The 14,995-nt window shown below is 32.8% G+C and carries 20 protein-coding genes and 1 pseudogene; 9 read left to right on the top strand and 12 right to left on the bottom strand.

Translation table 11 applies throughout. The annotated features are described in order from the left end of the window. Window positions 1-4: 4 nt before the first annotated feature. On the bottom strand, window positions 5-274 hold the full coding sequence (locus AAGG74_RS16560; RefSeq protein ID WP_429676308.1) for a hypothetical protein: 270 nt from the start codon (window positions 272-274) through the stop codon (window positions 5-7). A 134-nt stretch (window positions 275-408) separates the two neighbouring features. Here AAGG74_RS16560 and AAGG74_RS16565 point away from each other — a divergent pair, with 134 nt between their 5' ends. Then, on the top strand, window positions 409-1,350 hold the full coding sequence (locus tag AAGG74_RS16565; RefSeq protein WP_429676309.1) for a DHH family phosphoesterase: 942 nt from the start codon (window positions 409-411) through the stop codon (window positions 1,348-1,350). An 84-nt stretch (window positions 1,351-1,434) separates the two neighbouring features. On the opposite strand, the gene AAGG74_RS16570 is transcribed toward AAGG74_RS16565, so the two are convergent. Then, window positions 1,435-2,808, bottom strand: a complete 1,374-nt coding sequence (locus tag AAGG74_RS16570; protein ID WP_429676310.1) for a hypothetical protein — start codon at window positions 2,806-2,808, stop codon at window positions 1,435-1,437. Between the two features lie 170 nt (window positions 2,809-2,978). On the opposite strand from AAGG74_RS16570, the gene AAGG74_RS16575 reads away from it, so the two are divergent. Next, window positions 2,979-3,164: a sunset domain-containing protein gene (locus tag AAGG74_RS16575; protein WP_429676311.1), complete on the top strand. Its 186-nt coding sequence runs from the start codon at window positions 2,979-2,981 to the stop codon at window positions 3,162-3,164. Window positions 3,165-3,214: 50 nt separating this feature from the next. Here AAGG74_RS16575 and AAGG74_RS16580 read toward each other — a convergent pair whose 3' ends face one another. Both AAGG74_RS16580 and AAGG74_RS16585 read right to left on the bottom strand, forming a co-directional pair. Further along, window positions 3,215-3,460 carry a hypothetical protein gene (locus AAGG74_RS16580; protein ID WP_429676312.1) on the bottom strand — a complete coding sequence of 82 codons (246 nt, stop codon included), beginning with the start codon at window positions 3,458-3,460 and terminating at the stop codon, window positions 3,215-3,217. After that, entirely contained in the window at window positions 3,447-3,779 is a 333-nt protein-coding gene (locus AAGG74_RS16585) for a hypothetical protein (RefSeq protein ID WP_429676313.1), read from the bottom strand. Before AAGG74_RS16585 ends, AAGG74_RS16580 begins: the two co-directional genes overlap by 14 nt. Window positions 3,780-3,921: 142 nt before the next feature. Between AAGG74_RS16585 and AAGG74_RS16590 the strand changes: the two genes are divergently transcribed. The 3 genes from AAGG74_RS16590 to ndk all read left to right on the top strand — a co-directional run bounded on the left by AAGG74_RS16590 (window position 3,922) and on the right by ndk (window position 6,311). Next, window positions 3,922-4,179, top strand: a complete 258-nt coding sequence (locus AAGG74_RS16590) for a hypothetical protein (RefSeq protein ID WP_429676314.1) — start codon at window positions 3,922-3,924, stop codon at window positions 4,177-4,179. A 104-nt stretch (window positions 4,180-4,283) separates the two neighbouring features. Beyond that, window positions 4,284-5,783, top strand: a complete 1,500-nt coding sequence (locus tag AAGG74_RS16595; protein WP_429676315.1) for a DNA cytosine methyltransferase — start codon at window positions 4,284-4,286, stop codon at window positions 5,781-5,783. A gap of 120 nt (window positions 5,784-5,903) precedes the next feature. Then, window positions 5,904-6,311, top strand: coding sequence for a nucleoside-diphosphate kinase (ndk, locus tag AAGG74_RS16600; RefSeq protein WP_429676316.1), 408 nt, complete (start codon window positions 5,904-5,906; stop codon window positions 6,309-6,311). Window positions 6,312-6,393: 82 nt separating this feature from the next. On the opposite strand, the gene AAGG74_RS16605 is transcribed toward ndk, so the two are convergent. Further along, a complete protein-coding gene (locus AAGG74_RS16605) occupies window positions 6,394-7,044 on the bottom strand; it encodes a cation diffusion facilitator family transporter (RefSeq protein WP_429676317.1) in 651 nt (216 codons plus the stop codon). Window positions 7,045-7,227: 183 nt separating this feature from the next. On the opposite strand from AAGG74_RS16605, the gene AAGG74_RS16610 reads away from it, so the two are divergent. Further along, complete coding sequence (locus AAGG74_RS16610) at window positions 7,228-7,644, top strand: hypothetical protein (RefSeq protein WP_429676318.1); 417 nt, start codon at window positions 7,228-7,230, stop codon at window positions 7,642-7,644. Window positions 7,645-7,681: 37 nt separating this feature from the next. On the opposite strand, the gene AAGG74_RS16615 is transcribed toward AAGG74_RS16610, so the two are convergent. From AAGG74_RS16615 to AAGG74_RS16635, 5 genes and pseudogenes are all read right to left on the bottom strand, one after another. After that, window positions 7,682-8,854 (bottom strand): ABC transporter permease, encoded by a 1,173-nt coding sequence (locus AAGG74_RS16615; RefSeq protein ID WP_429676856.1) that lies wholly within the window; start codon window positions 8,852-8,854, stop codon window positions 7,682-7,684. After that, window positions 8,847-9,527, bottom strand: a complete 681-nt coding sequence (locus tag AAGG74_RS16620) for an ABC transporter ATP-binding protein (RefSeq protein ID WP_429676319.1) — start codon at window positions 9,525-9,527, stop codon at window positions 8,847-8,849. The genes AAGG74_RS16615 and AAGG74_RS16620 overlap by 8 nt, the downstream gene beginning before the upstream one ends. Further along, the gene (locus AAGG74_RS16625; RefSeq protein ID WP_429676320.1) at window positions 9,524-10,807 is read right to left on the bottom strand and encodes an efflux RND transporter periplasmic adaptor subunit; all 1,284 of its coding nucleotides are present in this window, start codon (window positions 10,805-10,807) and stop codon (window positions 9,524-9,526) included. The genes AAGG74_RS16620 and AAGG74_RS16625 overlap by 4 nt, the downstream gene beginning before the upstream one ends. A gap of 171 nt (window positions 10,808-10,978) precedes the next feature. Beyond that, window positions 10,979-11,192 (bottom strand): annotated as a pseudogene (locus AAGG74_RS16630) (IS1595 family transposase); the annotation flags it as partial. 428 nt (window positions 11,193-11,620) lie between these two features. Beyond that, window positions 11,621-11,890: a hypothetical protein gene (locus AAGG74_RS16635; protein WP_429676321.1), complete on the bottom strand. Its 270-nt coding sequence runs from the start codon at window positions 11,888-11,890 to the stop codon at window positions 11,621-11,623. Between the two features lie 188 nt (window positions 11,891-12,078). Between AAGG74_RS16635 and AAGG74_RS16640 the strand changes: the two genes are divergently transcribed. Next, entirely contained in the window at window positions 12,079-12,588 is a 510-nt protein-coding gene (locus AAGG74_RS16640) for a hypothetical protein (protein WP_429676322.1), read from the top strand. Window positions 12,589-13,119: 531 nt separating this feature from the next. Here AAGG74_RS16640 and AAGG74_RS16645 read toward each other — a convergent pair. After that, window positions 13,120-13,317 (bottom strand): hypothetical protein, encoded by a 198-nt coding sequence (locus AAGG74_RS16645; RefSeq protein ID WP_429676323.1) that lies wholly within the window; start codon window positions 13,315-13,317, stop codon window positions 13,120-13,122. A gap of 264 nt (window positions 13,318-13,581) precedes the next feature. Further along, window positions 13,582-13,800 (bottom strand): hypothetical protein, encoded by a 219-nt coding sequence (locus tag AAGG74_RS16650; protein ID WP_429676324.1) that lies wholly within the window; start codon window positions 13,798-13,800, stop codon window positions 13,582-13,584. Between the two features lie 209 nt (window positions 13,801-14,009). Here AAGG74_RS16650 and AAGG74_RS16655 point away from each other — a divergent pair, with 209 nt between their 5' ends. Together AAGG74_RS16655 and AAGG74_RS16660 are read left to right on the top strand one after the other, a co-directional pair. Continuing rightward, a complete protein-coding gene (locus AAGG74_RS16655) occupies window positions 14,010-14,321 on the top strand; it encodes a PadR family transcriptional regulator (RefSeq protein WP_429676325.1) in 312 nt (103 codons plus the stop codon). A gap of 3 nt (window positions 14,322-14,324) precedes the next feature. Then, entirely contained in the window at window positions 14,325-14,864 is a 540-nt protein-coding gene (locus AAGG74_RS16660; protein ID WP_429676326.1) for an HAAS signaling domain-containing protein, read from the top strand. Window positions 14,865-14,995: the final 131 nt, after the last annotated feature.

The raw sequence follows: 14,995 nt of genomic DNA on the forward strand, positions 1-14,995 counted from the left end.
GTATTTATACGTGTATTTCTTGGAACATCTCTAAAATTCTCTTTTGATCTTGTAATTTTTTTATTTTTGAAACCAATTGTTCTTTCTTTTCTCTTATACAGTTATCCAAAACCTTAATTTGATCAATATTTAAATTCATAACTCCATTGTTTTTAGTAGAGACTACAAAAACTGTTTCAATATCATTTTCGTAAATTTCTATGATTTCACCTTTTTCTTTTGTTCCAATTACATAGACATCAAGGCCAATTAAATTTCTATAAATTTGATCCATCCCAACATTCCTTTATATGTTTTTTGATAAAAATAATAATAACATAAAAATAAATGACTTTTTCAAAAAAATATTTGTTTCAAATATTAAATATAATTTATAATACATATAAACAAATGATGGGAGAATAAAAAATGAACATACAACAAGAGATTTTAAACAAAATCAACGAATACAATAATATAGTGATACATAGACATATCAATCCAGATCCCGATGCTTTGGGTTCCCAAGGAGGATTGCAAAAAATCATACAATCTTCGTTTCCAAATAAAAAAGTGTACGTTGTTGGAGAAGAAGTCGAAGGTCTAACTTTTTTAAACAAGATGGACAAGCAAACAGTCGATATTTATAAAGATGCTTTGGTCATCGTATGTGACACAGCCGACACAGTACGAATTAGCTACGGCGAGATGATTCCAGAAGACTCTTTTATCATTAAAATCGATCATCATCCCGATAGAGAACCATATGGCGACTTATCCTGGGTAGATACTAAATACAGTTCTACAAGCGAAATGTTGTCTGCCTTGTATTTAGAATACAGCGATTCACTTACTATGACTAATTCTGCTGCAAGATTGCTTTACGCCGGTATAATTGGTGATACTGGCCGGTTTTTATACAACAATACTAGTCATTTAACATTGGAAATCGCATCAGAGTTATTAACATATGACTTTGATCCACAAGAGATTTATACGAATCTCTACAAAACAAGTCGAGATATCGCCAAGCTTAAAGGCAAAGTGCTAACAGATTTTGAAGTTACAGATAAAGGTGTGGCTTATTTCAAAATGACAAGAGATGTCCTATCTGCTTTTAATGTAAATGAAATTTCAGCAGCAAACCTCGTTAACACCTTAAAAGACATCGAAGGAAATGAAATTTGGGTTTTCTTTGTTGAATACGCAAACGGAGAAATAAGAGTCAGAATTAGATCAGCAAGTACACCTATTAATGACGTGGCATATCAATTCAATGGTGGAGGACACCCTCTTGCTTCTGGAGCCACTGTTAACTCCTGGTCTGAAGCAACACATTTAATTGAATCACTAAATGATCTTTTGAATTAATCCAGCAAATTTAAAATACAGCAGAATGAGCCAATACAAAAAAGCTTGTCTACAATTAGACAAGCTTTTTATATTTTGAGTTTTTTATTGAGGAGAATACATCTCGATAATTATCTTTTTAATCGGATCACCGTTTTTATTACCAGAAATAAAAGTGTGTTTTTTGGAGTATCCATCATCCAAAACAAGTTTGTATCCTTCACTATCGTGAGATCGTTTATCCTCATATTCCGCGTATACCGGATCCGGAAAATATTCTTTCATCACTTCATCAAAATTATGATACAAACGAGACGCCTTTTCACCGATGATCTCCACTTTCGATACTTCTCCATTAGATAAAGTATAAATAGAATCTTCGTATTTAAGAGTAGTACCCTGAGAAGTCTCGGTTATAGCGCTAGGACTGCCAAATTCTTTAACCAAAGTATCTTTATTTTCGCCAAAGTGCAATTTTGTATAGAATTCTTTATTTAGATTTACATTATCATCAATCGTCTGATTTGAGGTCTCATTAGAATTAGATTTAGATGTATTGTTAGGTTCTTCTTTTTTCGTTTCACTCTTAGAATCATTATTAGATTCAGTATTACTAGTTGTTTCGTCCTGACCACTTTCAGTATTGGCTTTTTTCTCCGTAGTGTCACTGTTATCAGTTGAATCGTTGTTTGTATTAAGTTCAGATTTAACTTCATAATCTGTAACTTTACTCAAATCTTTAGAACTTACAGCAATGTAAGAATCATTTTCTTTTATTTGAAACAAATATGCTTTTCCATCAGCTTGATCAGAATTATATTCCTTAACAAATTTTAATGTCTGTCCATCTGAGATTAAAACTGATTTTTGAGCCTCTTCTTTGGTGAACTGAACATTTAATTTATCCAAAGATGTTTGATCCCAATCGTTCATCTTCCACTTTCCATCCTGTTTTACTAATTCGAAGCTCCATTGATAACCCATATTATCAATATCTGATGGAGACTGGATCGTATTGATTTTTAGTGTTTTTCCATCTTTGTTTAATTCTGATTCAAAACGGATATCACTGTTGTAATTTGGCTTTGCAGAACTATCCATATTTTTAAATGAGTTTTCCAATGTGCCCTTCAACTTCCCGTTAGCAAAGTTCTTTGTAGCATATTTTTCAATCTCGAGTTCTACCTTTCCAAAATTAACAGGATTTGCTTCATTCCAGTTGTTTTCTTCAGCAGCTTTATCAAAAGTATCAAAAATTGAATCAATATTAGATTTCAATACTTCCTCCGCTTCTTCTTTTGTTAAATCTTTCACTGAATTTTTATTACTTATTTCTTCCTTCGCTTGTTTAGTTTTTACAGAAGCTACAGATTGTTCTTTTGAGTCAGCTTTAACGTACTCTTTATAGCCATAATAGCTTCCCCCTCCTACAACTCCTAATGAACACACTATAGCAAGAATAGCCTTTGCTTTTAACATTCTTTCTCCTCACTTCATTCTTATATTTATATCACTATTTATTATAAGCAGAAACACCACAAATTCTCCGCTTTTCTATATATTTTATCGGCATAATCCAAATAAATTGTTGCATTTTCCGTGACTTTTAATTTTTAGTATGCTAGAAAACTTACAACGAGGTGATCAATATGTTTAAAAAATTGATGTTTTCCTACAAAACAAAATTTTTTCCAATCAAAGCAAATATAAATTCTAAAGGAGAAAAAATTTATCATACTCCTGAAGGTAGACTTTATTATTCAGTGAAACCTGTTGATTATTTTAAGAATGAAAAACAAGCAGTTAAAGCAGGATACAGAAAATCCAAAATTTAGGACAAATATCAAAAAGAAAACCTTGACCAATCGGCAAGGTTTTTTTGTTTTTATAATTTGATATAGATAATATTTTTTGGGTTTGCAGAACACACATCCTTATTGCTTCGATAAAGTTCTATTTCGTAACCGAAACCTGTTGAATGAATAATACTTACTTCCGTTAGTTCGAACGGACAATTTGCAATCAGAGTATTTTTAATTTGCTTTTCGTCACCTCTAAGTTTGTTCATCTGAATTAAAATTTTTTTCACTGTTGAGTCTATCATATAGGACACATATTTAAACGGTGGCAACAGTTGCTTCCTCCTTTTTCAAAACGTGTGCAATTAATTCCTCAATTAACTCTTCCGTAGCTAGTTCTAATGCTTGTGTTTCAGCTTTTTTCGACTTTCGTTTCACTTCAACCAGCAACTTTTTAATACCACTGTATGCTTTAGATTTTTCCGAAGTATATCCGTCTTTAATTTTTCTTTCTACTGGAATAACCGATATATAATAGCCTCTCATTTCATTCTTATAAGTGAAAGGATTACATCCTCCAAGATCGTAATAAACCCCTACTTTTAAAGTTTGTCCGTTTCTTTCAATGTATTGTTTCATTACTTGTTCCATCGTTATCACTCTCTTTTCTCGTTTGTTTTATATATATTATCAAGTGTTTATTTTTTGTGTAAAAAAACATTTTTTTATTTTGATCTTGATAAATTTAAATTTGTCATTATATATACAAAAAAACAATGAGGTGATTTTTAAAATGGATAAAAAATTATTAGAAGAACTACAATTACTTAAGTTTGAAAGAAAAAATTTCGGACCTCAAAAATCCTTCATTTTTAAATTTGATTATAGAGGCAAGTCTTATACGTTTATTCACGATTTATTTTATTTCGGACAAATTGAACATTGGTTCAAATTAAAGAAACCTTTATTTTCAAAGAAACCATTTAAATTTTCAAAAGAAGATTATTTAACTTTATCTAATCACTTTTTATCCAATGCTTACAAAAATTAAAAGAACTTGTCTATATGCAAGTTCTTCTTTTTTATTTTTTTTATCATTTTTCTTTTTTTGAAATTATAATCTTCAGGAAATCACAATAACGGAGGATTATACTGATGAAACTTGATATTCGTAAACGTTTATATAAATTAAAGGAAAGACTATATATAGAAGCAAAATATTTATCCGAATATGGATTCGGAATTGGCACTCCAATTAAATATAAAATCGACAAACAAAATAAACGGATTACTGTATTGCCTACGAGAAAGGCATCTAAACACGTTGCCAAAACAACACAAAAGACGGGAAATGTCGTTCCTGTCATAGATATTAAAGGACAAGAAATCAAGGAATTTTTCGCAAAACACAGTCATATCGAAATTGAAATTCACAAAGGAAAAATCCTTTTCACCGTACACGAATCAGCAAAATCAAAATCAGTTGATAACACTATCGATTTTGTTTCTTACAAAGAAGAAAAAAATTCGAATCATAGAGTAACTTATGCAGCCAGTGTACGCGAAGTAGCGAAAGCTTCAGGATTTGAACAGCTGTCTATTTTTGATTTCTTTAAAGCAGATTCACCGAGTAGTTTTTCTAAATCTAAATCCAATGGGAAAGTCCCCAATTCCTTAAAGACAAAAGCGTTAAAAATGCTTTCATTGTTTTCAGGCTGTGGGTCAATGGATAAAGGTTTTCTTGACGAAGGTTATGAGATAGTTTTTGCTAACGATCGGTTTGAAAAGAAGGCCTTAAGGGATTACCACATCCAAACTTATAGAGAAAACATCGGAGATCACATTATTATGCAAGACGTGATGGATTTTAAAGAGGATGATATTCCTTCAGTGGATTTTGTTGCTGCTGGCGTACCTTGTGTTACATTCAGCGCTTTAAATACCAAAAACAACTTCCGCGACAGTTCTTCGATCCTGCACCCTATCGTTGAGCAAACTTTAAATATCATTAAGTGGAGTAAAGCTAAGGCTTTCCTAATCGAGAATGTTGAAAGATTTCTCACAGTAAAAAAAGGAGCAATACTTAATAGATTTAAAGAATTCTTTTCGAATTTTAAGATAGTAAGCAAAGTCATAGATGCTACTGATCTTGGTTCTGCTCAGAAAAGAAAAAGAGCTTTTATTCTCGGAATTAAAGATGGTTGCGGAATTCCAGAACTAAACATTCCACATTTATCAGAATACCGTACTGTTTCAGATGCTTGGAAAGGGATTGAAAACGCACCGCAGCAAGATTTGGGTTTTAAGCCTACTCCTAAAATGATGGATCGTATCATTCACATTCCACCAGGCGGGAATATTCTGGACGTCCCTACTCATTTACGGGCACCGAATAAGAAATTTACGAACTATTGTCAACGACTACAACTGAATGGGCAATCTCCTACGATTACACACGTTCAAGATGATGCATTTATTCATCCGGAATACAATCGTTATCTAACAGTCAGAGAAACAGCCCGTCTGTTTAATTTACCTGATAATTTTAATTTTGTCGGTAGTCTAACCAGCATTTTTGAAATGTTAAAGAATGCAGTTGATTATAAAGTTTCAAAATTCTTAGCAAAATTGATCAAGAAACAAGTAACAGTATGAAATTATAAATAAGCGAAAAAGGCCAATCCATATTGGTCTTTTATTTTTTTGATTTGAAAGGGAAAACCCATTATATAATGCAATATATTTAATAGAATTAAAACAAAATGGGGTGTTATTTTGGAGCAAACTTTTATTATGGTGAAACCTGATGGTGTTGAGAGAAAATTAATTGGAGATATTGTAAAGAGATTTGAAAACAAAGGATTCACGTTAAAAGAAGCAAAGTTTTTTACCGTTTCAGAAAAAATAGCTAAACAACATTATGTAGAGCATAAAGATAAACCATTTTTCAATGAACTCATTGATTTTCTTAGATCTGGACCAGTTTTTGCGATGGTCTGGGAAGGAGAAAACGTTGTGAGCATTTCGAGAAAAATGATTGGATCCACTGATCCATTAAAATCTGAACCAGGAACCATTAGAGGAGACTTTTCTCATTCAAAAGCTTCCAATGTTGTTCACGGTTCAGATTCTGTATCAAGCGCCAAGAGAGAGATTTCACTTTGGTTTAGCCATATTAAATAATAAAAGAAGCACATTTCTGTGCCTCTTTTTTATATTCTACTAGAGCAAACTAAATTACGAACTTTTCTCTCTTATATTAACTTTACTCATTTTTTCTTAATAAGCCATCAAAAGATTCTTTTATAATTCTTACTCCCCCGAACAATATAACGAGCGAAATAACGATGCTTACAATAGTATCTATAAGTGAAATGTTAAAAAACATTATAATCAAACTAACCATTATCGTACTTACCGAACTCAGTAAATCCGCAATTATATGTAGCATAGCAGCTCTTACGTTTATGTTTTCTTTATCTCCCTTAGATAATGCGAAAGCAACTATTATATTTACTATCAATCCTATAGTTGCGACAACAAACATTTCCGTTGATAAAATATCTCTCGTTCCCGACATCATTCTATGTATTGCTTCCCAAATAACAAACACAGGTACTATCATCAGGCCAATTCCATTTATAAAGGCTCCTAGGGATTCAGCCTTTTTAAATTTACTATGAGTTGAAGATAAGATAACTGCAATCAATGCAATTAACATTGATACTCCATCCCCTACCATATGTATACCTTCAGATAAAAGGGATAAAGAATTAGACAACACCCCATATACCACTTCTAATACCGAGAATGCCATCGTCACAATAAAAGCTAAAAGTAAAATTTTTTTATTGTTTGTATGGTGATGATGGTGGTGACCGTGATGCCCACACTCTTCTTCATTAGTATTTTTCATTTAAACACATCCTATAATTGTTTTTTAGTACATTAGTTTTTCTGATTCTATCTCCTATCTAATTTTTCATTTATCAACAAATAAGCGATTAACATAACGATTGTTAAATACATTCCTGAACATTTCATTTGTAAAAACAACATTTTTAAGTATGATGGAACCGTTTAGATGGAGGTGATTAGATTGGAAATTTTCAACTTTTGGATGGTGGCGTTAGTTGCTGTAGCCGGTTATTATTTATTAGAATTCAAGAAAATAGATTCCAATAAAGAAGGCAAAAAGAAATCTGATGTTCAAGATAAAGATAAAGACACAACTAAAACGGAAAACAAATTGTTTAAAGAAGATAAGAAAAAACATCGACTTCGAGTTAAATCTGAGATTTCGATAAGAAACCCTAGACCTCTTTTGATTTCTGAAGATGATTTTCAAATATACATAGGAATTAGCAAGCAAGAGCTTTATTCTTTTTGTAAAAGCAGACCTGATTTGGAAATACAACTTTCTAGTTTTGAACTTGACTCTGTAACGATTAACAACAAAAAGTATTACAAATATGAACATATTCAAGAATTCGTAGACTTTTTATTTCTCAAGTAAAAAACTGCCTATTATTAGGCAGTTTTTTTGAGTTTTGTTAATCAACTCTCAATGCATCAATCGGACGTAATTTTGCCGCTCTATTAGCCGGGAATATCCCAAAAACCACGCCAATAAACATTGAAAATAAGAAAGCTGAAACGATGACCGTTGGAGAAACATAAGATTCAATTTCCATTAGTGAGGATAAACCATATGATCCGGCGACTCCAAGTATGATCCCTATAATTCCACCTATTGTTGTTAAGAATACTGATTCAATTAAGAACAAGATCAGTATATCTTTTCTTTTTGCGCCAATGGCTTTTCTTATTCCTATCTCTCTGGTTCTTTCTGTTACTGACACCAACATTATATTCATTATTCCTATTCCGCCGACCAATAGGGAAATACCTGATATACCAGCCAACAAGAATGACATTGTTTGCGTCACTATATTCATTGTTTCAAGTAGTTCCTGCTGATTTAGAATGCTATAACTATCCTTATCATTATTGAATTTATCATTCAACACTCTTTTAATAGATGCCATCGCAAGTTTTACATTTTCTGAACTATCAGCCTGAACACTTATTGTTTTAACTCCAGAAGTTAATAGTAATTTTTCAGCTGTACTGATTGGCATTAATATCTTTTCATTATAAGAACCCATTAGAGAATCACTTTTGTTTTCCAGTAAGCCAACAACTGTAAAGGGCATACCGTTAATTTTGACAACTTCACCTATTGGATTTTCATTTTTAAATAATGTTTTAGCCGCTTCCGTACCAAGCAATACAACTTTTTGCCTTGTTCTTACATCCAGCGGCAGAACATAACGGCCAGTTTTAATACGGAAATTCTGCACCTTTTCATAATTCGGCGTAATACCCTCTATCGACATATTTTCTTTGTGGGAATTGAATTTTGCTTCAACTTCCCCTGATAACACTGGCGACACTTTACCTATCCCAGGTTTCTTTTCCCATTCTAATGCTTCCCTATAATCGATCGAAGTAGTATTTCCTCTCCCATTTATACTTACTGTAATGAGGTTAGACCCTAATTCTTTCACCTGATCTGTAATTGCTTTTGTTGAATTTTGTGCAATTGAAATCAAAGTGATAACAGAAGAAATTCCAATTATAATTCCTAGCATCGTTAAGAAAGACCTCAATTTATGAGCGGCCAAATTTTTAAAGGCCATTTTGAATGCAGTTATACTATTCAGTTTGATCACCCACTTGATTTAGCTTACCATCTTTTATTTGCACTACTCTTTTAGCTTCTTCGGCTACCTCTCGATCGTGAGTAATCATAATGATCGTATGTCCGGACTCATTCAATTCATTTAGCAACTGTATAATTTCTTTACTGGTTTTAGAATCTAATGCCCCAGTTGGCTCATCGGCCAATAAAATTGGCGGATTCCCCGCCAAAGCTCTAGCTATGGCAACTCTCTGTTGCTGCCCACCAGACAGCTTAGATGGCAAATGATCTATCCTATCAGCAAGTCCAACTTTTTCTAAAGATTCAACTGCCACTTTTCTTCTCTCAGATGCTTTCATCCCTCTATATATCAATGGTAGTTCAACATTTTCTAAAGCGGTCAACTTACTCAAAAGATTAAAATTTTGAAAGATAAATCCTATTTTTTCATTCCTTATATCTGACAGCTGATCTTCTTTCATTTGTTCTATTGTGTTTCCATCTAATTCATATATTCCGGAAGAAGGTGTATCAAGACACCCTAGTATATTCATTAATGTTGATTTTCCTGAACCTGAAGGGCCAACTATCGCTATGTATTCTCCCTTATCAATAGTCAAAGACACATCATCTAATGCTTTAACAACTTCATCACCTATCGGATAATGTTTATTTATATTATTCAACTTTATCATTTATCATTTCCCCTACTTACTTTTACTGCACTTAAAACAGACTTATCACTTTTAACAGATGTCGTTGGTAAAACAACCTTTTGCCCTTCTCTCAAGCCTGATTTAATCTCGATATTGTTCTCATTATTTAATCCAGTAGCAACCTTCACTTTTTTCTTTTCTTCACCATCTAAAATAGTGACATATTTATTATTCCCGCTCTCCGTAACCGCTTCAACCGGCACAGTCAATGCTTCCTTGTTTTCAGATACAACAATCTTTGCATTGGCAGTCATACCAGCCTTTAAATCTTTAGGATCATCAATAGAGACCTCAACTTTAAAGGTGGAAACACCATTTGTAATATCTCCTTGACTCGCAATTTGAGCCACTTTTCCCGCGAATGTTTCTCCTGGATAAGCTTCTGCCGATATTGTAACCAACTGACCCACTTTCAACTTAGGAACATCCAATTCATCTATGGATAATACAAGGTTAAATTGAGAGTAGTTAGTTATAGTGCCCAGCACTGAATTTAGATTAATTTCGCTCCCTACAGCTGCTTCATTTGACACCTTTACCTCCCCATCATAAGGAGCATATATAGCATCCGGTATCTTGCCCTTTTCTCTTAGTGAGGCAATACTCTCTTTTGCACTCTCAATATCTATTTTTTGTTTTTTTATTTGGTTTTCTAATTCCCCATTAGAACTCATACTTAGGATAAGGGCCCCTTCACTTAATAAGCGGCCATTCTCAATGTTTATTTGTTGAACTTCGCCAGACACCTTTGATTCAATATTTTTAATATCACCGTTAACATTAATTTTCGCCACGGTTTGGCCGTCTTTTACGCTATCACCCGTCTTCACCAATACCTCTTCAATTGTTCCGTTATATCTTGAATAAATATTTAAGTCCTTTTGGTACTTCTCTAATTGTTTTTGTAAAGTCATAAGATCGATGTTCAGTTTTTCTAGGCTTCCTTCTTGGCTTGATAAATCTTGACTAACATCTTCTCCTTCAAACGCCACTAGAAGATCACCTTTTTTAACGAATTTTCCATCCTCTAAAAAATTCTGTTTAATTGTCCCGTTTTTCGCCGGTACAATATTTTTAACTGTCGTCGGAGTTACTACACCATTTGCAGTAATACTAACCTGGATATCGCCCTTTTTCACTTCTGTAGAGTAAGTTGTTTCTAAACCATCTTGATTGTTCAATACATTGTAAGCAGTAATTCCTGCACCCGCTGCTACAATCAGAGCGGAAGATGTAATTATAATTGCTTTTTTCTTCATTCCAACACCCCTATCTCACACCAATTGCTGAATATTATCTTCTATAATATTTGTTAGATAAGAACATACAATTTCCTTAAATAGATTTTGAGCTACCACACTTTAAAACGGAATAAGAATTAAATATTTTGGTTACTCTCTCCCTTCTGCCCTCAGAAGCACTCTTTTTGATAGATTTTCCTTTACTCGTTGCTTCTGCCTTTCATTAACAGGTTCGTGGTGTAAATTTCATCTTTACGAATTTTTTTATAGTTTATGGCGGTATCATCACATAACAAAGAAGATAGATGAATAAATCCACCAATCGCTTCATCTATTCTTCAGCTCTCACTCGTTCTGTTCCAGCTTTTAGAGCAATCGCATTACCAATACGGTCCTGAGCGTCTAACAAAAAAAACTGATCCTCCTTTAAATGTAAAGGCGGATCTTTAATAATTTCTTATATAGATGAACCTATAGTTCAAAGAAAGAAATACAAATTAAATTAGGAATTCTAAGATATCTCTCCATAGAATCTATATCCTTAGACTAATGAAGTTTAAAAAACAAAAAGAGCCCTTCCCAGACGCAACCTGGATAGGCTCTTTTTTAATGCTACACAACTCTAAACTTGTTATTCCCAATATACCATTACCTTTTCAATTCGCGTTTCCTTTAAATTCAGAAAAAACATTCTAGATTAACTCCTACAAAACATTGTAGCAGCCTAATTTTATATAAATCATAAATCTCCGGAACCCAGTTTATATCTCGACCCACTTCAGATCATTAGGTTCAGATTAACCTAGAATACCCCCTATCTAGAATGAGTGCTTACCCATTTAGGTGGGGAGATTCGCTATTTATTTCTAAAATTTGAAGCGCTTCTTTCATTCCTACAGCAAGTTTGTCATACATTCCTTTTTTAAAAATTTCTACACCCTTCTTAGTATCCACAACAGTTATCGTATATGTAAAAGGGTTAATTTCCCCCTTTTCAACTTCTTTTTCGTAGCCATTTTCAACCTGATCTACAATATAATACTCAATATACAATCCCTTTTGAGCCCATTCATCAACTTTGTTAAAGATCTCTAAATCCATAATATCAGCCCTTTCTAAAGTTCCTTTTCTAATGAATCAAATCACTCCAAATTTTTTAAATTATACTTCATTTTTTTCAATAACATAAAAATAACTTTTTTCATTTTAAGAATCATCACATATTAAAATGTTAATAAATAAAGATCATTTGTTTCCCTGTAAAAAAATCATTAAAAAGGAGAGATAATTTGAAAACCGTATTGAATTTTACTGAAACCTGCTTTGACAACAGAAAACTTATTATTTATCATAATAGCGATGTAAAAATAACCAAGGAAATTCGGAAAGATCATATGGAATGGTTTGATATGAATGGAAATGTTATCGAGAATAGACGATATATTATTATTAGATTCCCTAAAACAAAAAAAGTTGATTTTAAAAATTTCAAATTAAAATATCAGGATAAGTATTCTTTAGGTTATTTGTTTGTTGATCTCGATGATGAAATCGAACTCCTATTCTATGACCAGATTCATTTTACTTGGCACGCAAACAATTTAGAAGAAATCGGTCTATTCGATAAAGTTAGACATCGACTTATACCAAATTGGAAAGACAACGGAGAATTATTCTCTTTCTATATAAATGCAAGTGGAGTTAGAGAATTTATGTACAATATTGTTTTCGGCATAATCCAATTACCATTCGTGATATTTAAAAAAATTCCATCTAAAAAAAATAAAAACGCAGATTAAAATTAATCTGCGTTTTTATCAACAACCATCAAGCTATTCATCTGTTACTTACATTCGGTTGTTTAGCATTAGTTGCTTTAATTATCCTTGGTATTAAGAGATCGACCTACCCCATTACCAAAGAATAAGTCTAATTAATAGTACAATGCATTTTATGGCCCGTCCGCACCCGGGTCATTTCTTTTTGCCGCACACACTTTACTTGTTGTAAAGTTACACTGCTGAATTCGATTCCATTATAACACACTTTTAAATAAAGGCCACATAGAATTTCTCTATCTGTCTAAAAGTAACTCACTTTTTGCCTTTTCTTCGCATTCTTTGTAATCAGTTATTTGCAAGTGCCCTTTTTCGTTTAACCCATATACTTTTCTCAATATGTTGAAAGAGTTCTTTTTGTAATGTAGCAAGTTTCTCCCCCCCAACCTTAGAATTAAAAATAGTAATTGCAATCATACCTAATACAAGGGTACTGGCAAGGGCTGTTCTCATCTAACAAGCCGGACTTCCCAAAAATGCTCTTTATCAGAGTTATATTTTGTTTTTCATTTCTTGTAATTGATTGTACACTCGCGCTAACTCATCATCGTATAACTGAAATTCCTTTGCAGGTCCTTCTGGTTGTTCAATTTTGAAATAAATCTTAATGTCACCATTTGCATCAGGATCATTAATCTTATAAAAGACTTCTGCTCCATCATCGGATTCCGATTTATTCCATTTATTCATATTAAATATCTTCTTCAGATATTTTTGCAATGTATGATTTAATCTCTTGCAAGACTTTTTGCTCACCTCTATATTGAGCTATGTTTAATTCATCTTCTCTCTCGATAGCATCAGCTTATATCGCTTTGCTCTATCAATGAATTTATCAAACACTTCGATTAATCGTTCTTCTTTTAACATTAATTAATTCCTCCAGCAAAAAATATATGTAAATTCTAGGAAAGGAAACTCCTCTTATAAATAAGAGCTGACTTGATGTTCTAATTACATAGTGATTCGATTTAAAGCGACTTTTTTGAGTCTTCTTTTTTTTAGTTCATTTCGTTGATCCTGTTCCGATTTCGTTTTTGTTTGCAATTCCATAACATCCAATTGGTTTTTTAAAATTTGAATGTCTGTCTTATTAAGCAAAGCCGGCACATTTATTTTTGCTCTTTTTCCGTTAGTTAATGAAAATTCAAAGATCTGTTTATTTAAATTCAAAGTGCAGTTCTCCTTTGTGATTTTAATACATTTAATCAAATTAACTCTTCATATTATAGCAGATTATCGTGTTAAAAAAGCGGGGTAGCTTATTTATTTGCATAGCAGCATACTTGTCTCCTACAACCTCGGAATTGAAAATAACAATTGCAAACACAACTACTGTGTATTACACTATAGTTGTTAACAAAGTCAGATGGGATGATATTATGAATAGCCAAATGAGAAAAGGTGCAATTGAGTTATGTGTATTATCACTAATTCAGAAAGGAGACTGGTACGGATATGACATTATTAAAAAAATCTCTAAATGCTTCCCAGTCACCGGAGAAACAATTTATCCGATCTTAAGAAGATTAACCAAAAATCAATATCTTAGTACATACACAGCTCTATCTCCTCAAGGGCCAAAACGCAAATACTACAAGATAACATCAACTGGGAGAGCGCACTATGGAGAGCTCAAAACAGAATGGCTGAATCTTACAGAACAAGTGTTTGAACTAATAAAGGAGGATTAGCTAATGTTGAAAAATACTTATTTAAAGCAACTGAACCACGAACTAAAGTCACTACCAAAAAAAGAAAGAGCAGATATCATCGATGATATCCAGGAAGTCTTTGATATGGGGGAAGCGGATGGCCGCGATAACCACATCGTATCTAGACATCTTGGCTCCCCAAAATCTTTGGCCAAAACACTTGTGGCTGATTACTTACTTGAAAACTCTAAAGAGAAAGCTTCATTTACTAGGTTCTTTAAAATTCTTAATGTAATTATAGGTATTAGTTTTATCAACTTTTTCCTTATTCTTTCCCCAACAATTCTTGCTGCCGGTATCATAATCAGTTTGATTTGTTCTGGATTAATCGGTATCCCAGTATCTTTTTCTGTTTTTACCCACACTACTTTTCTTACCGCTTTTTTCAATTGGGCTCTTGTTTTTGGACTAAGCGCGCTTATTGCGAGAGCTGGTTGGGATTTAGGCAGAGTGTTTGTAAATATCCTACTAGCATATTTTAAATGGAACTTAAGTTTGGTTAAAGCGAGGGTCAAAATATGAGCCGGAAAAAATGGTATGTTTTCGCGCTGTGTCTTATTATTGTTGGAGTCGTCGGAAGCCTAATTTTTGGATTCGAAGGTCTATACCAATAATTTAATAGACTGCCTCCTAATCTTCAGGTAATAAGGGGC

This window comes from Bacillus mexicanus (genome assembly GCF_050445615.1).
GTDB classification, from domain to species: domain Bacteria; phylum Bacillota; class Bacilli; order Bacillales; family Bacillaceae; genus Bacillus; species Bacillus mexicanus.

Bases quoted from the DNA above. Each gene is read 5' to 3' on its own strand.
- AAGG74_RS16620 (WP_429676319.1), bottom strand. From the start codon at position 9,527: ATGATAAAGTTGAATAATATAAATAAACATTATCCGATAGGTGATGAA.
- AAGG74_RS16590 (WP_429676314.1), top strand. From the start codon at position 3,922: ATGGATAAAAAATTATTAGAAGAACTACAATTACTTAAGTTTGAAAGA.
- AAGG74_RS16625 (WP_429676320.1), bottom strand. From the start codon at position 10,807: ATGAAGAAAAAAGCAATTATAATTACATCTTCCGCTCTGATTGTAGCA.
- AAGG74_RS16565 (WP_429676309.1), top strand. From the start codon at position 409: ATGAACATACAACAAGAGATTTTAAACAAAATCAACGAATACAATAAT.
- AAGG74_RS16570 (WP_429676310.1), bottom strand. From the start codon at position 2,808: ATGTTAAAAGCAAAGGCTATTCTTGCTATAGTGTGTTCATTAGGAGTT.
- AAGG74_RS16655 (WP_429676325.1), top strand. From the start codon at position 14,010: ATGAATAGCCAAATGAGAAAAGGTGCAATTGAGTTATGTGTATTATCA.
- AAGG74_RS16575 (WP_429676311.1), top strand. From the start codon at position 2,979: ATGTTTAAAAAATTGATGTTTTCCTACAAAACAAAATTTTTTCCAATC.
- AAGG74_RS16560 (WP_429676308.1), bottom strand. From the start codon at position 274: ATGGATCAAATTTATAGAAATTTAATTGGCCTTGATGTCTATGTAATT.
- AAGG74_RS16635 (WP_429676321.1), bottom strand. From the start codon at position 11,890: ATGGATTTAGAGATCTTTAACAAAGTTGATGAATGGGCTCAAAAGGGA.
- AAGG74_RS16660 (WP_429676326.1), top strand. From the start codon at position 14,325: ATGTTGAAAAATACTTATTTAAAGCAACTGAACCACGAACTAAAGTCA.
- AAGG74_RS16605 (WP_429676317.1), bottom strand. From the start codon at position 7,044: ATGAAAAATACTAATGAAGAAGAGTGTGGGCATCACGGTCACCACCAT.
- AAGG74_RS16595 (WP_429676315.1), top strand. From the start codon at position 4,284: ATGAAACTTGATATTCGTAAACGTTTATATAAATTAAAGGAAAGACTA.
- AAGG74_RS16645 (WP_429676323.1), bottom strand. From the start codon at position 13,317: ATGAATAAATGGAATAAATCGGAATCCGATGATGGAGCAGAAGTCTTT.
- AAGG74_RS16585 (WP_429676313.1), bottom strand. From the start codon at position 3,779: ATGGAACAAGTAATGAAACAATACATTGAAAGAAACGGACAAACTTTA.